We start from the raw sequence: 14,912 nt of genomic DNA, 5'->3' as shown, positions 1-14,912 counted from the left end.
TATTGGAGGAACCGTGGATAACACCGATCTGGAGGCCCTGCGGGCGCGCTTTGCCAGCGTCCGCGGGCGGCTTTGACCTCGCTGGCAAGCAAGCGAACATCAACGCGCTAGAAGAGCGCAGCGCCGACCCCACACTCTGGAACAACCCCCAGGAAGCTCAGGGAATCATGCAGCGGCTCACGGCCCTCAAGGCCGAGCTCGACCGCTGGCAGTCGCTTGAATCGCAGATCACCACACTGGTCGAACTGCAAGAGCTGGCCAACGCCGAAGACGACGACTCGCTGCGCGAGGAGATCGCCGCCGAGTACGCCCGCGCCGTCAAGGCGATGGACCGGCAGGAGATCGACCTGCTGCTCAGCGCGCCCTACGACGACCGCGACGCATTCCTGTCCATTAAAGCGGGCATGGGCGGCACCGACGCGCAAGACTGGGCGGCCATGATGCTGCGCATGTACACGCGCTGGGCCGAAGCGCGCGATTACAAGGTTGCCCTGGTCGACCAGAGCGAGGGCGACGAGGCGGGCATTAAAAGCGCCACGCTGGAAATTCGTGGTCCCTACGCCTACGGCTTCGCCAAGGCCGAGGCTGGCGTGCACCGCCTGATTCGCCTTTCGCCCTTCAACTCGGGCAACACGCGCCAGACCTCGTTTGCGCTGGTGGAGGTGCTGCCCGAAGTCGACGACGCGCCCGAAGTCTCGCTCAAGTCCGACGACATTCGCGTAGACGTGTTTCGCGCAGGCGGCCACGGCGGGCAGGGCGTGAATACCACCGACTCGGCGGTGCGCCTGACCTACAAGCCCGGCACGCCCGAGCAGATCGTTGTGATCTGCCAGAACGAGCGCTCACAGCTGCAAAACAAGGAAACTGCAATGCGCGTGCTGCGCGGCCGTTTGCTCGAACGCGAGCTGCAGCGCCAGCGCGACGAGCGCGCCAAGCTCAAGGGCGAACACCGCTCGGCCGAATTCGGCAGCCAGATGCGCACCTACTACCTGCACCCCTACACACTGGTGAAAGATCATCGCACCGAGCACGAAACCAGCAACGTCCAGGCCGTGCTCGACGGCGCGCTCGATCCCTTTGCCGAGGCCTATCTGCGCTGGAATATTGGCCGCGACGGCGACGAGTAAAGGCATTCTATCCTTTTTGTACGCGGTTTTTCGCGCTATGCGCGGAACACCACCCCTTGTCACTTTTTTGCGCTGTAGTGCAAAAAAGTGACAAGAAAAGATCGCCTTCCTTGCCCGCCGCAGGCGTAAAATCCGCTTGAGCGAAAAACCTGAAACAATCAATTCGCGGCGAAAAGGCGCGCGCCCGTGGCGCGTCTTTTTGCTGCCATCTGGAGTGGAACATGAAACGCGCCTGGTCTGTTCTGCGCGATTACCTCCTGATCACGCTGGGCGCCGTGCTGGTCGCGGCCTCGGTGAATATGTTCCTGACGCCAAACGACGTGGTGATGGGCGGGCTGACCGGCGGCGCGCAGCTGCTGCAAAGCGCAATCGGCACGCCCATCGGCCTGGTGACGCTGATCGCGAATATTCCCTTGTTCATCATTGGCATTCGCGCGCTGGGCGGGCTGATGTTTGGCCTGCGCACGATCTACGCGACGGTCGTGATGGCGCTGGCCATCGACCTGCTCGCGCCCTACCTGCGCCCGGTCAGCGCCGACCCGCTGCTCTACACGCTCTATGGCGGCCTGCTCGATGGGCTGGGCGTGGGGCTGGTGTTTCGCGCGCGCGGCACCACTGGCGGCGTCGATATCATTGCGCGGCTGCTCGAACGGCGATGGCGCTGGCGGCCCGGCCGCAGCATCCTGGTGATGAACATGGCCGTGTTTGGCGCGGCCTTTTTCGCCTATGGCCCCGAAAAGGTGCTGTACGCGATTCTGGTGGCGTTTATTGGCAGCGTGACGCTGGACTACACGCTGGCCGCCGGCAGTGGCGCGCGCCAGGCGCTGATCATCACCGACCAGCCGGCCGTGATTACGCAAGCCCTGATTCACGACCTGGGGCGCGGCGTGACGCTGCTGGAAGGGCAGGGCGGCTACACCGGCACGGCGCGCGCGGTGCTGCTGTGCGTGGTTTCGCGCTCGGAAGTCAGCTTTCTGAACGCCACCGTCAGCCGCGCCGACCCACGCGCCTTTGTGGTGATTGGCGATGCGCAGGAGGTGCGCGGCGAAGGTTTTGTGCCACACGCGCCGCCATCAGAACCGCGCAGCGCACCCGAAGCGCAACAGGTAGAAAAATAAACCACCAAGACACCAAGGCACCAAAGGCTTCAGAACCTATAAAATCTTGATCTCTCGGTGGCTATTTGCAAGGTATAGGTACAAGATGCTGCATGCTTGTTTCTGCCGCCTGTGGGCTGCAAGAATAGCAACATCTGTGTCATCTGCAAAATCTGCGGATTACTCGATAGCCTGAGGCTTGCCCTAGTTCCCCGCTGCGGCGCGCTCGGCCAGGGTGCGCGCCTGGCGCGTGATCTGCGGCAGGTCGGGCGCGCGCGGGGCCAGGCGGGCGTAGCGCTCGAAATCTTCCAGCGCGCCGTTGAGCTGGTTCAGCCGCGCCCGCAGCATCCCACGGTCGCGCACATCGGCGGCTTGCTGCGGCTCCAGCAGCACAATTCGCTCGCTGGCGGCCAGCGCCGGCGCAAACTCCGAGCGTTCGAGATAAAGGTTTTTCAGGTTGCGCAGCATACGCGCCAGAATCGCGCGGTGCGAGGGCGGCTGTAACACATGCTCGGCCAGCGCCGGCCCGGCCTCGCCATAGAAGGTGTTGATCTGCGTCAGGCACTCGTCGCGGCTCCACAGCCGCCCGCGGTTAAAAGGGTCGATAAACAGCTCTTCGCCATTGCCCGCATAGCGCGCCAGAAAATGCCCCGGCAGCGCCACGCCCGCAACCGGCAGGCCCAGCCGCCAGCCCACTTCCATGTACACCACCGAAAGCGTAATCGGCAAGCCGGCGCGCGTCGCCAGCACGCGATCCAGGAAGCTATTCGCCGGGTCGCTGTAATCCCAGGTGTTGCCGCGAAAGCCCAGCTCGCCAAACAAAAAGCGGTTGAGCGCCAGCACCGTTTCGTAGGGTGTGCCACCAGCCGGCAGGCGTGGCTGCGCCGCTTCGGCCAGGCCATCCAGCTCGCGCAGCGCCGCCGCAATATTCGCCACACCCTGATCTTCCCATGCAATACATAACGCCGCCTCCGCCAGTTTTGGCTGCGGCTGGCGGCGCAACAGGGTGCGCAATCTGATACGGGCAGGGTGCTGCGGATTCATTGCGATATGATAGCACATGATCATCGGGCAGCCTTCTTTCATTCTCTTTCATGCAAGCTCATGCTATAATCAGAATGCGCGTATAGCAGCGCGTTTTCAGCACAACTGCGTGTTTCGCCCGTGATGGCACTGCCGACGAAGGTGACGAGTGGCGAGCTTCCCATCTCGCCGCGTGGGCCGCGCATAGCAATTCGCGCAGGCACTGGCACCAGCAGCATCACATCGCTACGCCCAGCAGAAGAACGAAACGGCCCACCCATGAGCTCGAAAGCCGCCCGACAACTCAACTCGAACGCCAGCAAACCGGCCCCGCCAAACGACGCTCAGCACACCCAGCTGCTGAACGATATTCTTGACGTTTCCACCCAGCTTATCTCGACCCTCGACCCCGACGAGCTGATTGCCACGCTGATCGAGCGCGTAGTGCAGGTGGTTCCCGGCGCATCTTCCGGCCTGCTCTGGCTTCAGGATCAGCAGGGTACCCTGCAGCTGAAATCCTTCTATGGCCTGCAAGCCGCGCCCGATCCTGCGCTCATGGAGCGGCTGCGCCTGCGGCCCGGCGAAGGGTTGATTGGCCTGGTCTGGCAGCGCGGCGAAGCACTGGAAGTCGAAGGGCATGGGCGCTACACCGAGCAGGCCGGGCGCGTCAGCCAGCGCATTGCCGACGACGTGCACGCGCTGCTGGCGCAAGTGCCGCCAAGCAGCCTGGCTGTGCTGATCCCGCTCCATATCGGCAAGCAGATCATTGGTGTGCTTGAGCTATTCCACCCCAAGCTTCAGCCAACCGTCGCCACACACGACTTGCAGATGCTGCAAACCTTTGCCGATCTGGTGGCGGGCGCGATCAATAACGCCCAGCTGCACGCCAAAATGCAGGCGCAGCAATACCGCCTGGAAGCGCTGGGCGCGATTGGCACCGTGGTGAGCATGGCCGCCGACCTGGATGAGCTGCTGACCAACGCGCTCGACGTGATCCTGCATGTGCTCGAAACCTCGGCGGGTATGTTGCTGCTGCACGATCTCGCCCGCGGCGAGCTTTCGATTGCCGTGCAGCGCGGCCTGCCCGAGCGTTTCGTGCGCCGCCTTGGCGCCTCGGGTGTGGCGCACTCGCCCTACGAAGAAACGGTGCGCTACGGCCAGACCGTCACCCGCCCGCTGATCGCCGAGGACGGCGAAGAGCTGCTGCTCGACGCCGGATTCAACAGCTGCGTCTACCTGCCGCTGCTGGCTGGCGGCACGGTGGTGGGCGTGGTGGGGGTGTATGGCGACGCGAATTTGCGCGACCGGGTCGATGTGCCGGCGCTGATGACCATGGGCAGCCAGCTTGGCCTGGCGATTGCCAACGTGCGCCTGTATCAGGACACCCGCACCGAGCGTCTCAAGCTCGCCACCGTCATCAATAGCATTGCCGAGGGCGTGGTGCTGTGCAATGGCGAAGGCCGCCTGGTGCTGGGCAACCGCTCGGCAATCGAGCTGCTTTCGGTCGATCGGCTGCCGCCCGAGCAGTCGGTGACGGAAATGCCCGATTTCTATGGCATTCGCGATCTGGAAGGCAACCCGCTGCCGGTCGAGCGCCTGCCGATGACGCGCGCGCTGGCCGGCGAGATTTTTCACGACTATCGGCTACTTTCGCATGGCGCCAGCGGCCAGGATACCGTGCTGAGCTTTAGCGGCGCGCCCGTCTACGACGACGACAACAATATCGACGGCGCGGTGACGATTTTTCGCGACATTACCACCAACCAGAAGCTTGAGCGCGCCAAAGACGATTTCCTGGCCGTGGCCGCGCACGAATTGCGCAGCCCGCTGGCGGCGGTGCGCGGCTACACCGACCTGCTGGTGCGGCGCGAGCAGCGGCGCGGCGAAGAAGATTCGTCCGAGCTGCGCGGCCTGAACATTCTGGCCCAGCAGGTCACGCACATGCTGCGCATGGTCGACAATATCCTCGACGTCTCGCGCATCGACGCCGGGCAGGTCAGCCTGCAGGTGCAGCCGGTCAACCTTGTCGCGCTGGCCGAGCAGGTGATCGAGCAGCAGCGCCCCAGCGCGGGCGACCGCTGGATCGAGCTGGAAGCACCCGGGCCCGAGCTGCAGATTGTGTGCGACTCGCTGCGCATTCGCCAGGTGCTGACCAACCTGGTCGGCAATGCGATCCGCTACAGCGCGCCCGGCACACATATTGGCGTACGGCTGGCGTCGCTCCCGGTCGCCGCAATCGCCGCGAACCACCCGTTCTACAGCATCCCCGCCAACACCGACCCGCAGACCATGCAGGTGCTGGTTGCCGTGCGCGACCAGGGCTCGGGCATCTCGGAAGATCAGCTCAGCCGCCTGTTCCGGCGCTATGCGCGCGGGCGCGAGCGACGCGCGGAGGGCCTCGGCCTGGGCTTATACCTCAGCCGCGAGTTTGTTGCCCGCCACGGCGGCGAGATCTGGGCCGAAAGCCGCGAAGGCCAGGGCAGCACCTTTTTCTTCACGCTCCCCCTCGTCTGTGAGCACAGCAATGGCGTCACCGACGAAGCATAATATCTCCGCCGCGCCGCTTCGCGTGCCAGCTCTTTCCCGCTGTTGAAAAGGAACCCCATGCACTTCAAACCGTACATCGCCACGCTCCCGCCCTACAAGCCGCCCAAGCTCATCCGCAAGCAGCCCGCCGGTGTCGTCAAGCTTTCCTCGAACGAAAACCCACTCGGCCCGTCGCCACGCGCGCTGGCCGCCATTCAGGCCGCCGCCGCGCAGGTGCACCGCTACCCCGACGCTGGATCGGCCGGGCTGCGCGACGCGCTGGCCAGCCACTTTAACATTGCGCCCGACATGGTAATCTGCACCAACGGCTCGGATGAAATGGTCTTCCTGCTGGCGCTGGCCTTTCTTGGCGAAGGCGACCAGGCGGTGATGGCGCACGGCTCGTTCATCAGCTATTTCCTGCGCACAATCGAAATGGGCGGCGAAGCAGTGCGCGTGCCGCTGCGCAACTTCACGCACGACCTCGACGCCATGGCCGACGCGATCACTGCGCGCACGCGCCTGCTGTTTCTGTGCAACCCGAACAACCCCACCGGCACCACCAACTCCGCCGACGAGCTGCGCCGCTTGCTCGCACGCGTTCCCGACGACGTGCTGATTGTTGCCGACGAAGCCTATGTCGAGTTTGTCGAGCGCAGCGACTACCCCGACCTGCTGGCCGAGCTGCGCGCCGGCCGCCAGAACCTGATCGTGCTGCGCACCTTTGCGAAAATCTATGGGCTGGCCGGTTTGCGCCTGGGCTATGCCTTCGGCCATCCCGATGTCATGGGCTACCTCGAACGCGCCCGCCCGACATTCAATGTCAACGCGCTGGCGCAGGCCGCCGGGCTGGCCGCGCTGGAAGATGGCGAGCATGTTGCGCGCAGCCGCGCGCACGCCAACGCCTGCCGCGCGCAGTTTATGAGCGAGCTGGCCGGCATGGGCCTCAAGCCGATTCCCAGCAACACCAACTTCATCGCCGTCGAAGTTGGCGACGACATGGAAGTCACCACCGCGCTGATGGATCAGGGCTTCACCGTCACGCCGCTCTCGGGGTGGGGGATTCCGGGGCATATTCGTATTTCATTTGGTACCGAGGAAGAAAATGTGCGCTTTTTCATAGCACTGCGCCAGGTTCTTGGGCATAATTGACGCACCTGCGGCGCTTAGCCATCGGTATACGTCATGAGTACCAACACGCTCGCACAAAGGGAGTTTTTGCATTATGCTACAGTGCCCAACATGTCATGCCGAGGTTAAACCAGAAGAACGTTTTTGTGGCAACTGCGGCGGGCGCCTGCCCGAGCAGCCGGCCACCCCGCCGCCTGCGCGACCGATGACCGGCAAGGAAACCGTGGTTCTGCCCACCGTCCCCAGCGACCTGTCGGGCACACCCACTGCGCCGGCTGGGCAGCCCGACAAAACAATCATCGCCGGGCCCGCGCCGATCCCGCCCGCGCAGTTTCCATCTACGCCGTCTACACCGCCGCAGGGCGCGCAGATGCCGCCAACCACGCCGCTTCCACCACCGAGCTACCCGGGCGCAAGCTACCCTGGCGCGAACATCCCGCCCGGCGCAGCCGCGCCGCCGCCTAAATCGGGCAATAATATTTGGAAAATTCTTGGCATTATTGTCGGCATTGGCGTGCTGGCCTGTGTCGCGCTCGCGGTCGGCGCATATATTCTGATCGGCCGCGCTGCCAACCAGGCCAGCACCGCGCTCTCGACGGCGGCAGCGGCGGGCCTGCAAACGGTTGAGGCATTCCCAACCTTCGCGCCCTTCCCCACCTTCGAGGCCGACGCCACGCCGGATGACGGCGAAGCCACGCCCGAACCCGAAGCCACGCCCGAGCCAGAAGCCACCCCGGAAACGAGCACTGGCGACACAGGCGGAACTGGCGCGGTGCTGCTGCGCGACACCTTCGATGACGCCGCAACCAGCAACTTCGACGAAGGCGAAACCGACAACGCCGTGTATTCCTTTGTCGATGGCGCCTACACCATGAAGATGAAGCAGCCCAAGCTCATTCTGTGGAAGACCATGCGCGGCGACTACGGCAACGCCTCGATCGCCATCGACGCAACGATCGATGGGCCAAAAGATAGCGCCGCCGGCATTATCTTCCACTACCAGGATGATAAAAATTTTTACATCTTCGCGGTGGCCGCAGATGGCAGCTACAGCCTCGACCTGTACAAAAACGACGAACTCACGCAGCTGATCGACTGGACGAATTCATCCGCGATCCACGGGCCGGGTGAACTGAACACCCTGCGCGTCGAAACTCAGGGCGACGCAATCCGCCTGTTCGCCAATGACGAACTGCTGGACGAAGTGAGCGACGCCACGTTCTCGCGTGGCAAGGCAGCCTTCGCCGTCAATACCTTCGATGACCCGAACGTCACCGTAACATTCGACAACCTGGTTGTATCGGCAGTGAAATAAGCCTTTTGGCCTGTAAGACCTGCCGGCAGCACATTGCGTTGCTGCTGGCAGGTGTTTTTATCAGCAATTTAAACCGAAATATTACCTACATTAAGAAACTGAAAACTACACATCAGCGTACCGTAATATCATTTCGGCATAAAGTGCGGTATCATACTTATCGTGCATTGCTCACAACCCCTCAACGCCGATCGGGGAATTCACCAAATTAGCCTGTATTGCCTGTTATTTTGCACCAGGCGGCGTTTAGCCCAAGGCGCTATTCTATGCGCCTTGAATCATTTTCACCCAAAGGAGAACGAATGAAAATCATTGTGGCTGGTACTGGTTTTGTAGGCTTGACCCATGCAGCTGTGTGTTCCGAATATGGCCATGAAGTCTACGCCTACGATATCGACGAGCGCAAGCTCGATGCATACCGCTCGGCAGAAGCAGAAAAGATCAACCACTACGTCAATGAGCCCGGCCTGGCCGACATCATTGCCGAGAATAAAGATCGCTACTTGTTCTTCTCAAGCGATCTGGAAAGCATCATCGAAGGTACCGACGCGATCTTCCTGTGCCTGCCGACGCCGCCGAATGTCGATGGCTCGTCAGACCTCAGCTTCTACTTCAAGGCCGTTGAGCACATTTGCACCCTGCTGGCCAAGCGCGAAGACACGCGCCGCATTGTGCTGATTAACAAGAGCACTGTGCCGATTGGCACGGCCCGCCAGCTCGAGCGCAAACTGCGCGAGTACAATGTGCCGAACGCGGGTGTTGCCTCGAACCCCGAGTTCCTGCCCGAAGGTGATGCCGTCGAGAAATCGCGCCGACCCGACCGCGTGACGGTTGGCGCCGACACCGAAGACGACTTCCGCATCATCCGCCGCATCTACTCGCAGTTCGTCAACCACGTGCGCATCCGCTACATCGAGACGACGCCCGAAACGGCGGAGGCGATCAAGTATGTGGCGAACACGCTGCTGCTGACCTACATCTCCTTCTGGAACGGCGTAGGCGCGCGCCTCGGCGAAACCTTCCAGAACATCCGTATGGAAGACCTGAAGCGCGGCGTCACCGCCGACAACCGTATCAGCACCTGGGGCTCGTATGTGTCGAACGGCGCGGGCGGCTCGTGCTTCGGCAAGGACATCCAGTCGCTGATCTACCAGCTCAAGACGGCCGGCCAGCCCACCGACATGCTGCAGTCGGTCTATGGTATCAACGAATACCAGAAAACCTACCTGATCGACCGGGCCGGCCGCGAGGCTGGCGCGCGCTTCAACCAGAAGAAGGTGGCTTTGCTCGGCCTGGCCTTCAAGCAGCGCACCAACGACATGCGCGACGCTTCGTCGCTTAAAGTGGTCGAAACCCTGCTGGCGCGTGGCGTGAGCGAGATCCGCGCCTACGACCCGGTGGCCACCAACGAGGCCAAGCGCTTCTTCAACCCCGAGAACAACCATCTGTTCGAGAAGATCAGCTACCACAACAGCGCCAAGGAAGCGCTGGCCGGCTCGGACATGGTGTTCATCTCGACCGACTGGGAAGAGTTCCGTGGCCTCTCGCGCACGATCGAGCAGTCGGTGAAGCCGCCCTTCCTGGTGCTGGACGGCCGGCGCATGATCCCCGACTACAACGAGCTGACCGAGCGCGGCTACGGCTACATTGCGGTGGGTTCGCCGTACATGGCGCCCAAATAATCGCTAACATCCACACAATTGGTTACAGCAAGGGCCGCGAGAAAACACTCTCGCGGCCCTTGCTGTTGGGTTGAAAAAGCGCCACTGCGGCATTGACGCAGTGGCGCTTCTGGCAAACAGTGCGACTACTGAATGACCAGCGCCGTCACCATACCGAACATACCATTCTCACCCTCGGCGTGCGAGAGAATGTGGCAGTGAAACGCCCACGCGCCCGCCTCGGTGCAATCCACAATCACGTCCCAGCGCTCGCCCGGTGCGACGTTCAGCGTGTCGCAGTAGAAGGGCTGCGGCAGATTCCAGCCATCTTTTGCAAACACCAGCTGCGGCAGGCCGTGCAAGTGCATCGGGTGGATGAGCTGGCCCTCGTTCATATAGCGGATGCGCAGCTTCTGGCCGAGCTTGGCGACTACCGGCTCAGTGGCCGGGAAGCCCTTGCCATTGATCGTGAAGCCACCAAGCTGGTCGTTCAGGATCATGACGTGCTCGACATCGAAGGCTGGGTCTTTGCTCTTGTCTTTCTGATCGATGATGAACGCGCCCAGCTGACCCTTGCCAACCTGCTTGGTCGAGTTGTGGTGCGAGTGGTACATGTGCGAGCCGGGGTTCTTGGCGGTGAACTCGTAGGTGAAGCTCGCGCCCGGCTTGACTGGCGGCTGGGTGATGAAGGGCACGCCGTCCATGTTGTTTGGTAGTATCACACCATGGAAGTGCACTGCGGTGCTTTCCGGCAGCTTGTTATTGATGATCACGCGCACCTTGTCGCCCTCGGTGACGCGCAGCAGCGGTCCAGGAATCTGCTCGTTATAGGCCCAGGCCTCGACCTTCTGGCCTTTGCTGTATTCCCACTGAATCACGCTGCTGGTAAGCTCGAACACTTTGACGTCGCCGTCCAGTTTTGGCTCAAGCGGCTGGTTGCCCTTGCTGGTGGTTTCTTTCCCAGCCAGGAAGGCTTTGATGCCTGCCTCGTGGTGGGCATCCATATCGTCGGCACTCATGCCACCGCTGGCCTGCGTCTCGGGCGTCATGTTGTGGTCGGCTGGCATTGCCGTGGGTTCCTGGGCGGCCGGCGCCGCGCCACACGCGGCCAGCAGCGTGCCAATGACGGGAACGCCCACGCCGAGCGAAGCACCTTTCAGAAAATTGCGGCGCGTGATAAGTTCATTCAGTGAAGAAGCCATAGGGGGATCGTCCTTTCAATGTGGGCTACGCGGCCCGTGTACGAATGAGCTATGGCTATAATACGCAGGGCACGAAGGTTTGTGAGGAAAGGAACGATAATCAAAGGTTGCGTTGCGTTAACCAAGAGTAGAGGGCCAAACACCGTCGGCGCGGGGCGCGGCAGCCCCATTTTTATAGCTGGCAGTAACCCGCCGCCGTGCTCCGTGCCTCGCCAAAATTGACTATGACCCTTCCCAATGCTACAATGCGCCGTCATGAGTGAACGAGCGGCAGTGAACGCGATGGATGTGCTTGCCGGCAAACATATTGTGCTTGGCGTCAGCGGCAGCATCGCAGCCTATAAAGTGGCCGAGCTGGCGCGCAACCTGACCCTGGCGGGCGCAATTGTCGATGTGATCATGACCGAGGCGGCGCAGCGCTTTGTTGGCGCGCCAACCTTTCAGGCGCTGACGGGGCGGGCTGTGCTCACCGATATGTGGTCGCTCCCTGAAGATGGCGTGGTGGGGCATGTGGCATTGGGCCGCAGCGCCGATCTGGTCGTTCTCGCGCCGGCAACGGCCAACACGCTTGCGCGGCTTGCTGCCGGCCTGGGCGACGATTTACTCACGACAACCCTACTTGCCACCCGGGCGCCGGTGCTGTGCGTTCCCGCAATGAACACGCATATGTACACCAACGCCGCGACGCAAGAAAATATTGCCACCCTGCGCCGGCGCGGCATCACCGTGCTGGAACCCGATTCGGGGCGGCTGGCCGAGCCAGTGGAAGGCGTGGGGCGCTTGCCCGCGCCCGGCACGATCGAAGCCCACGCGCGCGCACTGCTGGGCCGCAACACTGGCCCGCTGCGCGGGCGGCGCGTCGTGGTCAGCGCGGGCGGCACACACGAGCCGCTCGACCCAGTGCGCTTTGTGGGCAATCGCGCGTCGGGGCGCATGGGTTTTGCGCTTGCCAGCGCCGCGCGCGACCGTGGCGCGCATGTCACGCTGATCGCCGGGCCAGTTGCGCTCGCGCCACCCACCGCCGTTGATCTGGTGCGCGTAGAAACCGCGCTGGAAATGCGCGACGCCGTGTACGCCAGCATCGAGCAGGCCGACCTGCTGATTATGAACGCGGCGGTAGCCGATTTCCGCCCGGCCGAGCTGGCAGAGCGCAAGATCAAAAAAGGCGACGACGAAGAACTACTTGTGCGGCTGGTGCGTAATCCAGATATTCTGGCCGGGCTCGCCACGCGCCGCGATTTCATTAAAGTCGGTTTCGCCGCCGAAACCCACGAACTCGAAGCCTATGCGCGCTCAAAGCTCGAACGCAAAGGGCTTGACCTTATTATCGCCAACGAAGCGGTCGCCAGCATCGGGCACGATGATATTGCCGTGACGCTGTACGATGGCAACGGAAGCGAAACGCTGCCGCGCCAGCCCAAGGACCAGGCCGCAGCACAGATCGTAGAAGCAATTCTCAAACGCTGGCCCGAGCGGCTTGCGGCACAGGCAGGTTAGGCACAATGGACGAACAGGATACACGCACTCATCCCCGCACAAACGGCAGCGAATCACAACCGCTCCACACCCCCGAAACGCACGACAGCGACGATACGCAGGTCGGCATGGTCGTTGTGGGGCAGCCAAATAGCACCCAGCCTCTCAGCAAAGATCGCACGTCGCCCACACGCCGCGCCGAGCAGCGCGCCGCCCAGCAGGTCGCGCGCGAGCGCGTTGCATCGCTGGTTGCCGCCCTGGGCGACACCAGCAACCCCCTGCACCAGAGCGCCGTCGACAAGCTGGTGGAAATTGGCCCCGCGGCTGTTCCGGCCCTCAACGAAGCGCTCAGCCCAAACCGGCCGTGGCTGGTTGCCTACCGCGCCGCCGAGGCGCTTGGCCAGATCGGCGATGGGCACGCGGCTGGCCCGCTTCTGGAAGCGCTGCGCCACCCCAACAGCAATGTGCGCTGGAGCGCAGTGCGCGCGCTGGCCGTGGTTGGCGATGCCCGGGCCCTGATCGAGCTGCGCCGGGTTGCGCGCGACGACCGTGGCAAAACCAGCTGGGGCGAGTCGGTGGCGGGGGCTGCGCGCAGCGCGCTGAACGAAATGCAAAGCCAGAACATGCTGCTGCGCGGCGCCGATTTGATCAAAACTGCAGTGGCCTGTGTGCTGATGCTGGTCGCGCTGATTGTGGCGTGGAAGATGCTGGGCGATCTGCGCACGCAGCTGCGCGAAGTTGGTTTCGAGCCAGTCGATCCGGCCGTGCTGGCCGCGCCCGCGCCCACTGCCGACACCAGCGCCGCCCTTCCCGCAGTGGCAACCCCCGGAGCCGACAGCACCCCGCTGCCAACCGCCACCAGCGAAACGCTGATCACCGGCACCGTGCGCGCGGCAGCGAATGTGCGCGCCCTGCCGCAGGTCAGCGGCGGCGAGGTGATTGGGCGCATCAGCCAGGGCGACCAGGTTGTGTTTCTTGGGGTTACGGCCGACGGGCAGTGGTACCATATTCGGCTGGGCGAAAAATTCGCATCCTCGTCGCAGATCTCAAGCGCCAATGGCGAGGGCTGGGTTAATCGCTCGCTCCTGTCGCAGCCAGAAGGCACCGTTCCAGTCGAAAATGAACCAAACGATCTTTCGGGCACCCCCGACGAGTCACCAACAGCCGCGCCATAGTTGCAATTGCCAGCGGCGTGTTTGTTTTCGCAACGCGCCGCTCGCCAATACCATGTTCCAGGGAGGTTTTCGTTGTCTAGAACATTGCGCGCCCTCTTTCTCGGGGTGGCGCTGATTGCGTTAATGGTTGCCTGTGTCAGCGCAATTCTGCTGCGCGAAATCCGCCGCCCGGCAGATGACGACTCGACTGCAGTTGAGTTCGTCGTTGAGCCAGGCGAATCGACCAGTGCTATCGCCACCCAGCTGCGCAGCGCCGGTCTCATTCGCATCCCCCAGCTCTTCACCTACCTTGTGAAGTCGCAGGGCTTCGACGGCAAACTGCGCGCAGGGCGCTACATGCTGCGCCCCGACATGACCATGGGCCAGATCATGGCCGCGCTACAAACCGGCATCAAAATCGAAGAAACGCAGCTCACGATTATTGAAGGGCTGCGGCTCGAAGAAATTGCCGACCGCGTTGGCCAGGCCGGTTTGCCAGCCGTCACCGCCGAGGAATTTCTGGCGGCGGCGCGCGATGGAGCCGCTTTTAAAGCCACGCATTTCCGCCTGAACAGCCTGCCGGAAGGCGCGTCGCTGGAAGGCTACCTCTTCCCCGATACCTACCGCATTGCCACGACGGCCACCGTCACCGATGTGATTGAGCTGCTGCTGAACCGCTTCGACGAGCAGTATGCTACCTTTGAGACGGCTGTGCGCGTTCCGGATGCAAGCGTGCACCAGATCGTCACGATGGCGTCGATTGTGCAGCGCGAGGCCACGGTGGCAAGCGAGATGCCGCAGGTCGCCTCGGTGTTCTGGAACCGGCTGAAGCCCGAGAACCAGGCGCAGTTTGGCGGCGGCAAGCTCGGTTCCGACCCCACCGTGCAATATCTGCTTGGGCAGCAAGGCACCTGGTGGCCCAAGCTCGATACGCTCACCGCAGAAGAAATCGACAAAGTTGGGGCGAATACCGACCGCTACGCCTACAACACCCGCGCAAACGGCGGCCTGCCGCCCGGCCCAATCAGCACGCCCGGCCTGGACGCCCTGCGCGCCGCCGCCCAGCCCGACGAAGCTAACAACTACCTGTATTTCGTTGCTTCGTGTGAGCAGGCCGGCACCCACAAGTTCGCGACATCATTTGAAGAATTCAGCCGCTACGAGCAGGAATACCTGGCCTGCCCGAAATAAGGCGACGTA

General features: G+C 62.8%; 11 protein-coding genes. 9 read left to right on the top strand and 2 right to left on the bottom strand.

Annotation, left to right across the window (positions count from 1 at the left end; all coding sequences use genetic code 11):
• The first annotated feature begins 13 nt into the window (after positions 1-13).
• Positions 14-1,127 (top strand): peptide chain release factor 2 gene (prfB, locus tag M1P90_RS32415; protein WP_483699965.1). Its coding sequence is split into 2 segments (ribosomal slippage): positions 14-73 and positions 75-1,127, totalling 1,113 coding nucleotides; the frame shifts between segments, so codons are not numbered across the junction.
• A 221-nt stretch (positions 1,128-1,348) separates the two neighbouring features.
• Positions 1,349-2,245 (top strand): YitT family protein, encoded by an 897-nt coding sequence (locus tag M1P90_RS32410; RefSeq protein WP_483699964.1) that lies wholly within the window; start codon positions 1,349-1,351, stop codon positions 2,243-2,245.
• Positions 2,246-2,428: 183 nt separating this feature from the next.
• Here the strand turns inward: M1P90_RS32410 and M1P90_RS32405 are convergent, their stop codons facing one another.
• The gene (locus M1P90_RS32405; protein WP_483699963.1) at positions 2,429-3,160 is read right to left on the bottom strand and encodes a SirB1 family protein; all 732 of its coding nucleotides are present in this window, start codon (positions 3,158-3,160) and stop codon (positions 2,429-2,431) included.
• A 366-nt stretch (positions 3,161-3,526) separates the two neighbouring features.
• Here M1P90_RS32405 and M1P90_RS32400 point away from each other — a divergent pair, with 366 nt between their 5' ends.
• The 4 genes from M1P90_RS32400 (at position 3,527) to M1P90_RS32385 (ending at position 9,901) form a co-directional block, all read left to right on the top strand.
• Positions 3,527-5,794: a sensor histidine kinase gene (locus M1P90_RS32400; protein ID WP_483699962.1), complete on the top strand. Its 2,268-nt coding sequence runs from the start codon at positions 3,527-3,529 to the stop codon at positions 5,792-5,794.
• A 57-nt stretch (positions 5,795-5,851) separates the two neighbouring features.
• Positions 5,852-6,925, top strand: a complete 1,074-nt coding sequence (gene hisC, locus M1P90_RS32395; protein ID WP_483699961.1) for a histidinol-phosphate transaminase — start codon at positions 5,852-5,854, stop codon at positions 6,923-6,925.
• 73 nt (positions 6,926-6,998) lie between these two features.
• On the top strand, positions 6,999-8,219 hold the full coding sequence (locus tag M1P90_RS32390) for a zinc ribbon domain-containing protein (RefSeq protein WP_483699960.1): 1,221 nt from the start codon (positions 6,999-7,001) through the stop codon (positions 8,217-8,219).
• Between the two features lie 302 nt (positions 8,220-8,521).
• Positions 8,522-9,901, top strand: coding sequence for a UDP-glucose dehydrogenase family protein (locus M1P90_RS32385; RefSeq protein WP_483699958.1), 1,380 nt, complete (start codon positions 8,522-8,524; stop codon positions 9,899-9,901).
• Between the two features lie 125 nt (positions 9,902-10,026).
• Here the strand turns inward: M1P90_RS32385 and M1P90_RS32380 are convergent, their stop codons facing one another.
• Entirely contained in the window at positions 10,027-11,082 is a 1,056-nt protein-coding gene (locus tag M1P90_RS32380) for a multicopper oxidase domain-containing protein (RefSeq protein ID WP_483699956.1), read from the bottom strand.
• A 255-nt stretch (positions 11,083-11,337) separates the two neighbouring features.
• Here M1P90_RS32380 and coaBC point away from each other — a divergent pair, with 255 nt between their 5' ends.
• From coaBC to mltG, 3 genes are all read left to right on the top strand, one after another.
• Entirely contained in the window at positions 11,338-12,579 is a 1,242-nt protein-coding gene (gene coaBC / locus M1P90_RS32375; RefSeq protein WP_483699954.1) for a bifunctional phosphopantothenoylcysteine decarboxylase/phosphopantothenate--cysteine ligase CoaBC, read from the top strand.
• A gap of 5 nt (positions 12,580-12,584) precedes the next feature.
• A complete protein-coding gene (locus M1P90_RS32370) occupies positions 12,585-13,733 on the top strand; it encodes a HEAT repeat domain-containing protein (protein ID WP_483699953.1) in 1,149 nt (382 codons plus the stop codon).
• Between the two features lie 72 nt (positions 13,734-13,805).
• Positions 13,806-14,903, top strand: coding sequence for an endolytic transglycosylase MltG (gene mltG, locus M1P90_RS32365; RefSeq protein ID WP_483699952.1), 1,098 nt, complete (start codon positions 13,806-13,808; stop codon positions 14,901-14,903).
• The last annotated feature ends 9 nt before the right edge of the window (positions 14,904-14,912 follow it).

It is taken from the genome of Kouleothrix sp. 19917, from assembly GCF_057073505.1.
The sequence above is the reverse complement of the archived record's forward strand: the minus strand, read 5'-3'. Positions and strand labels throughout refer to the sequence as shown.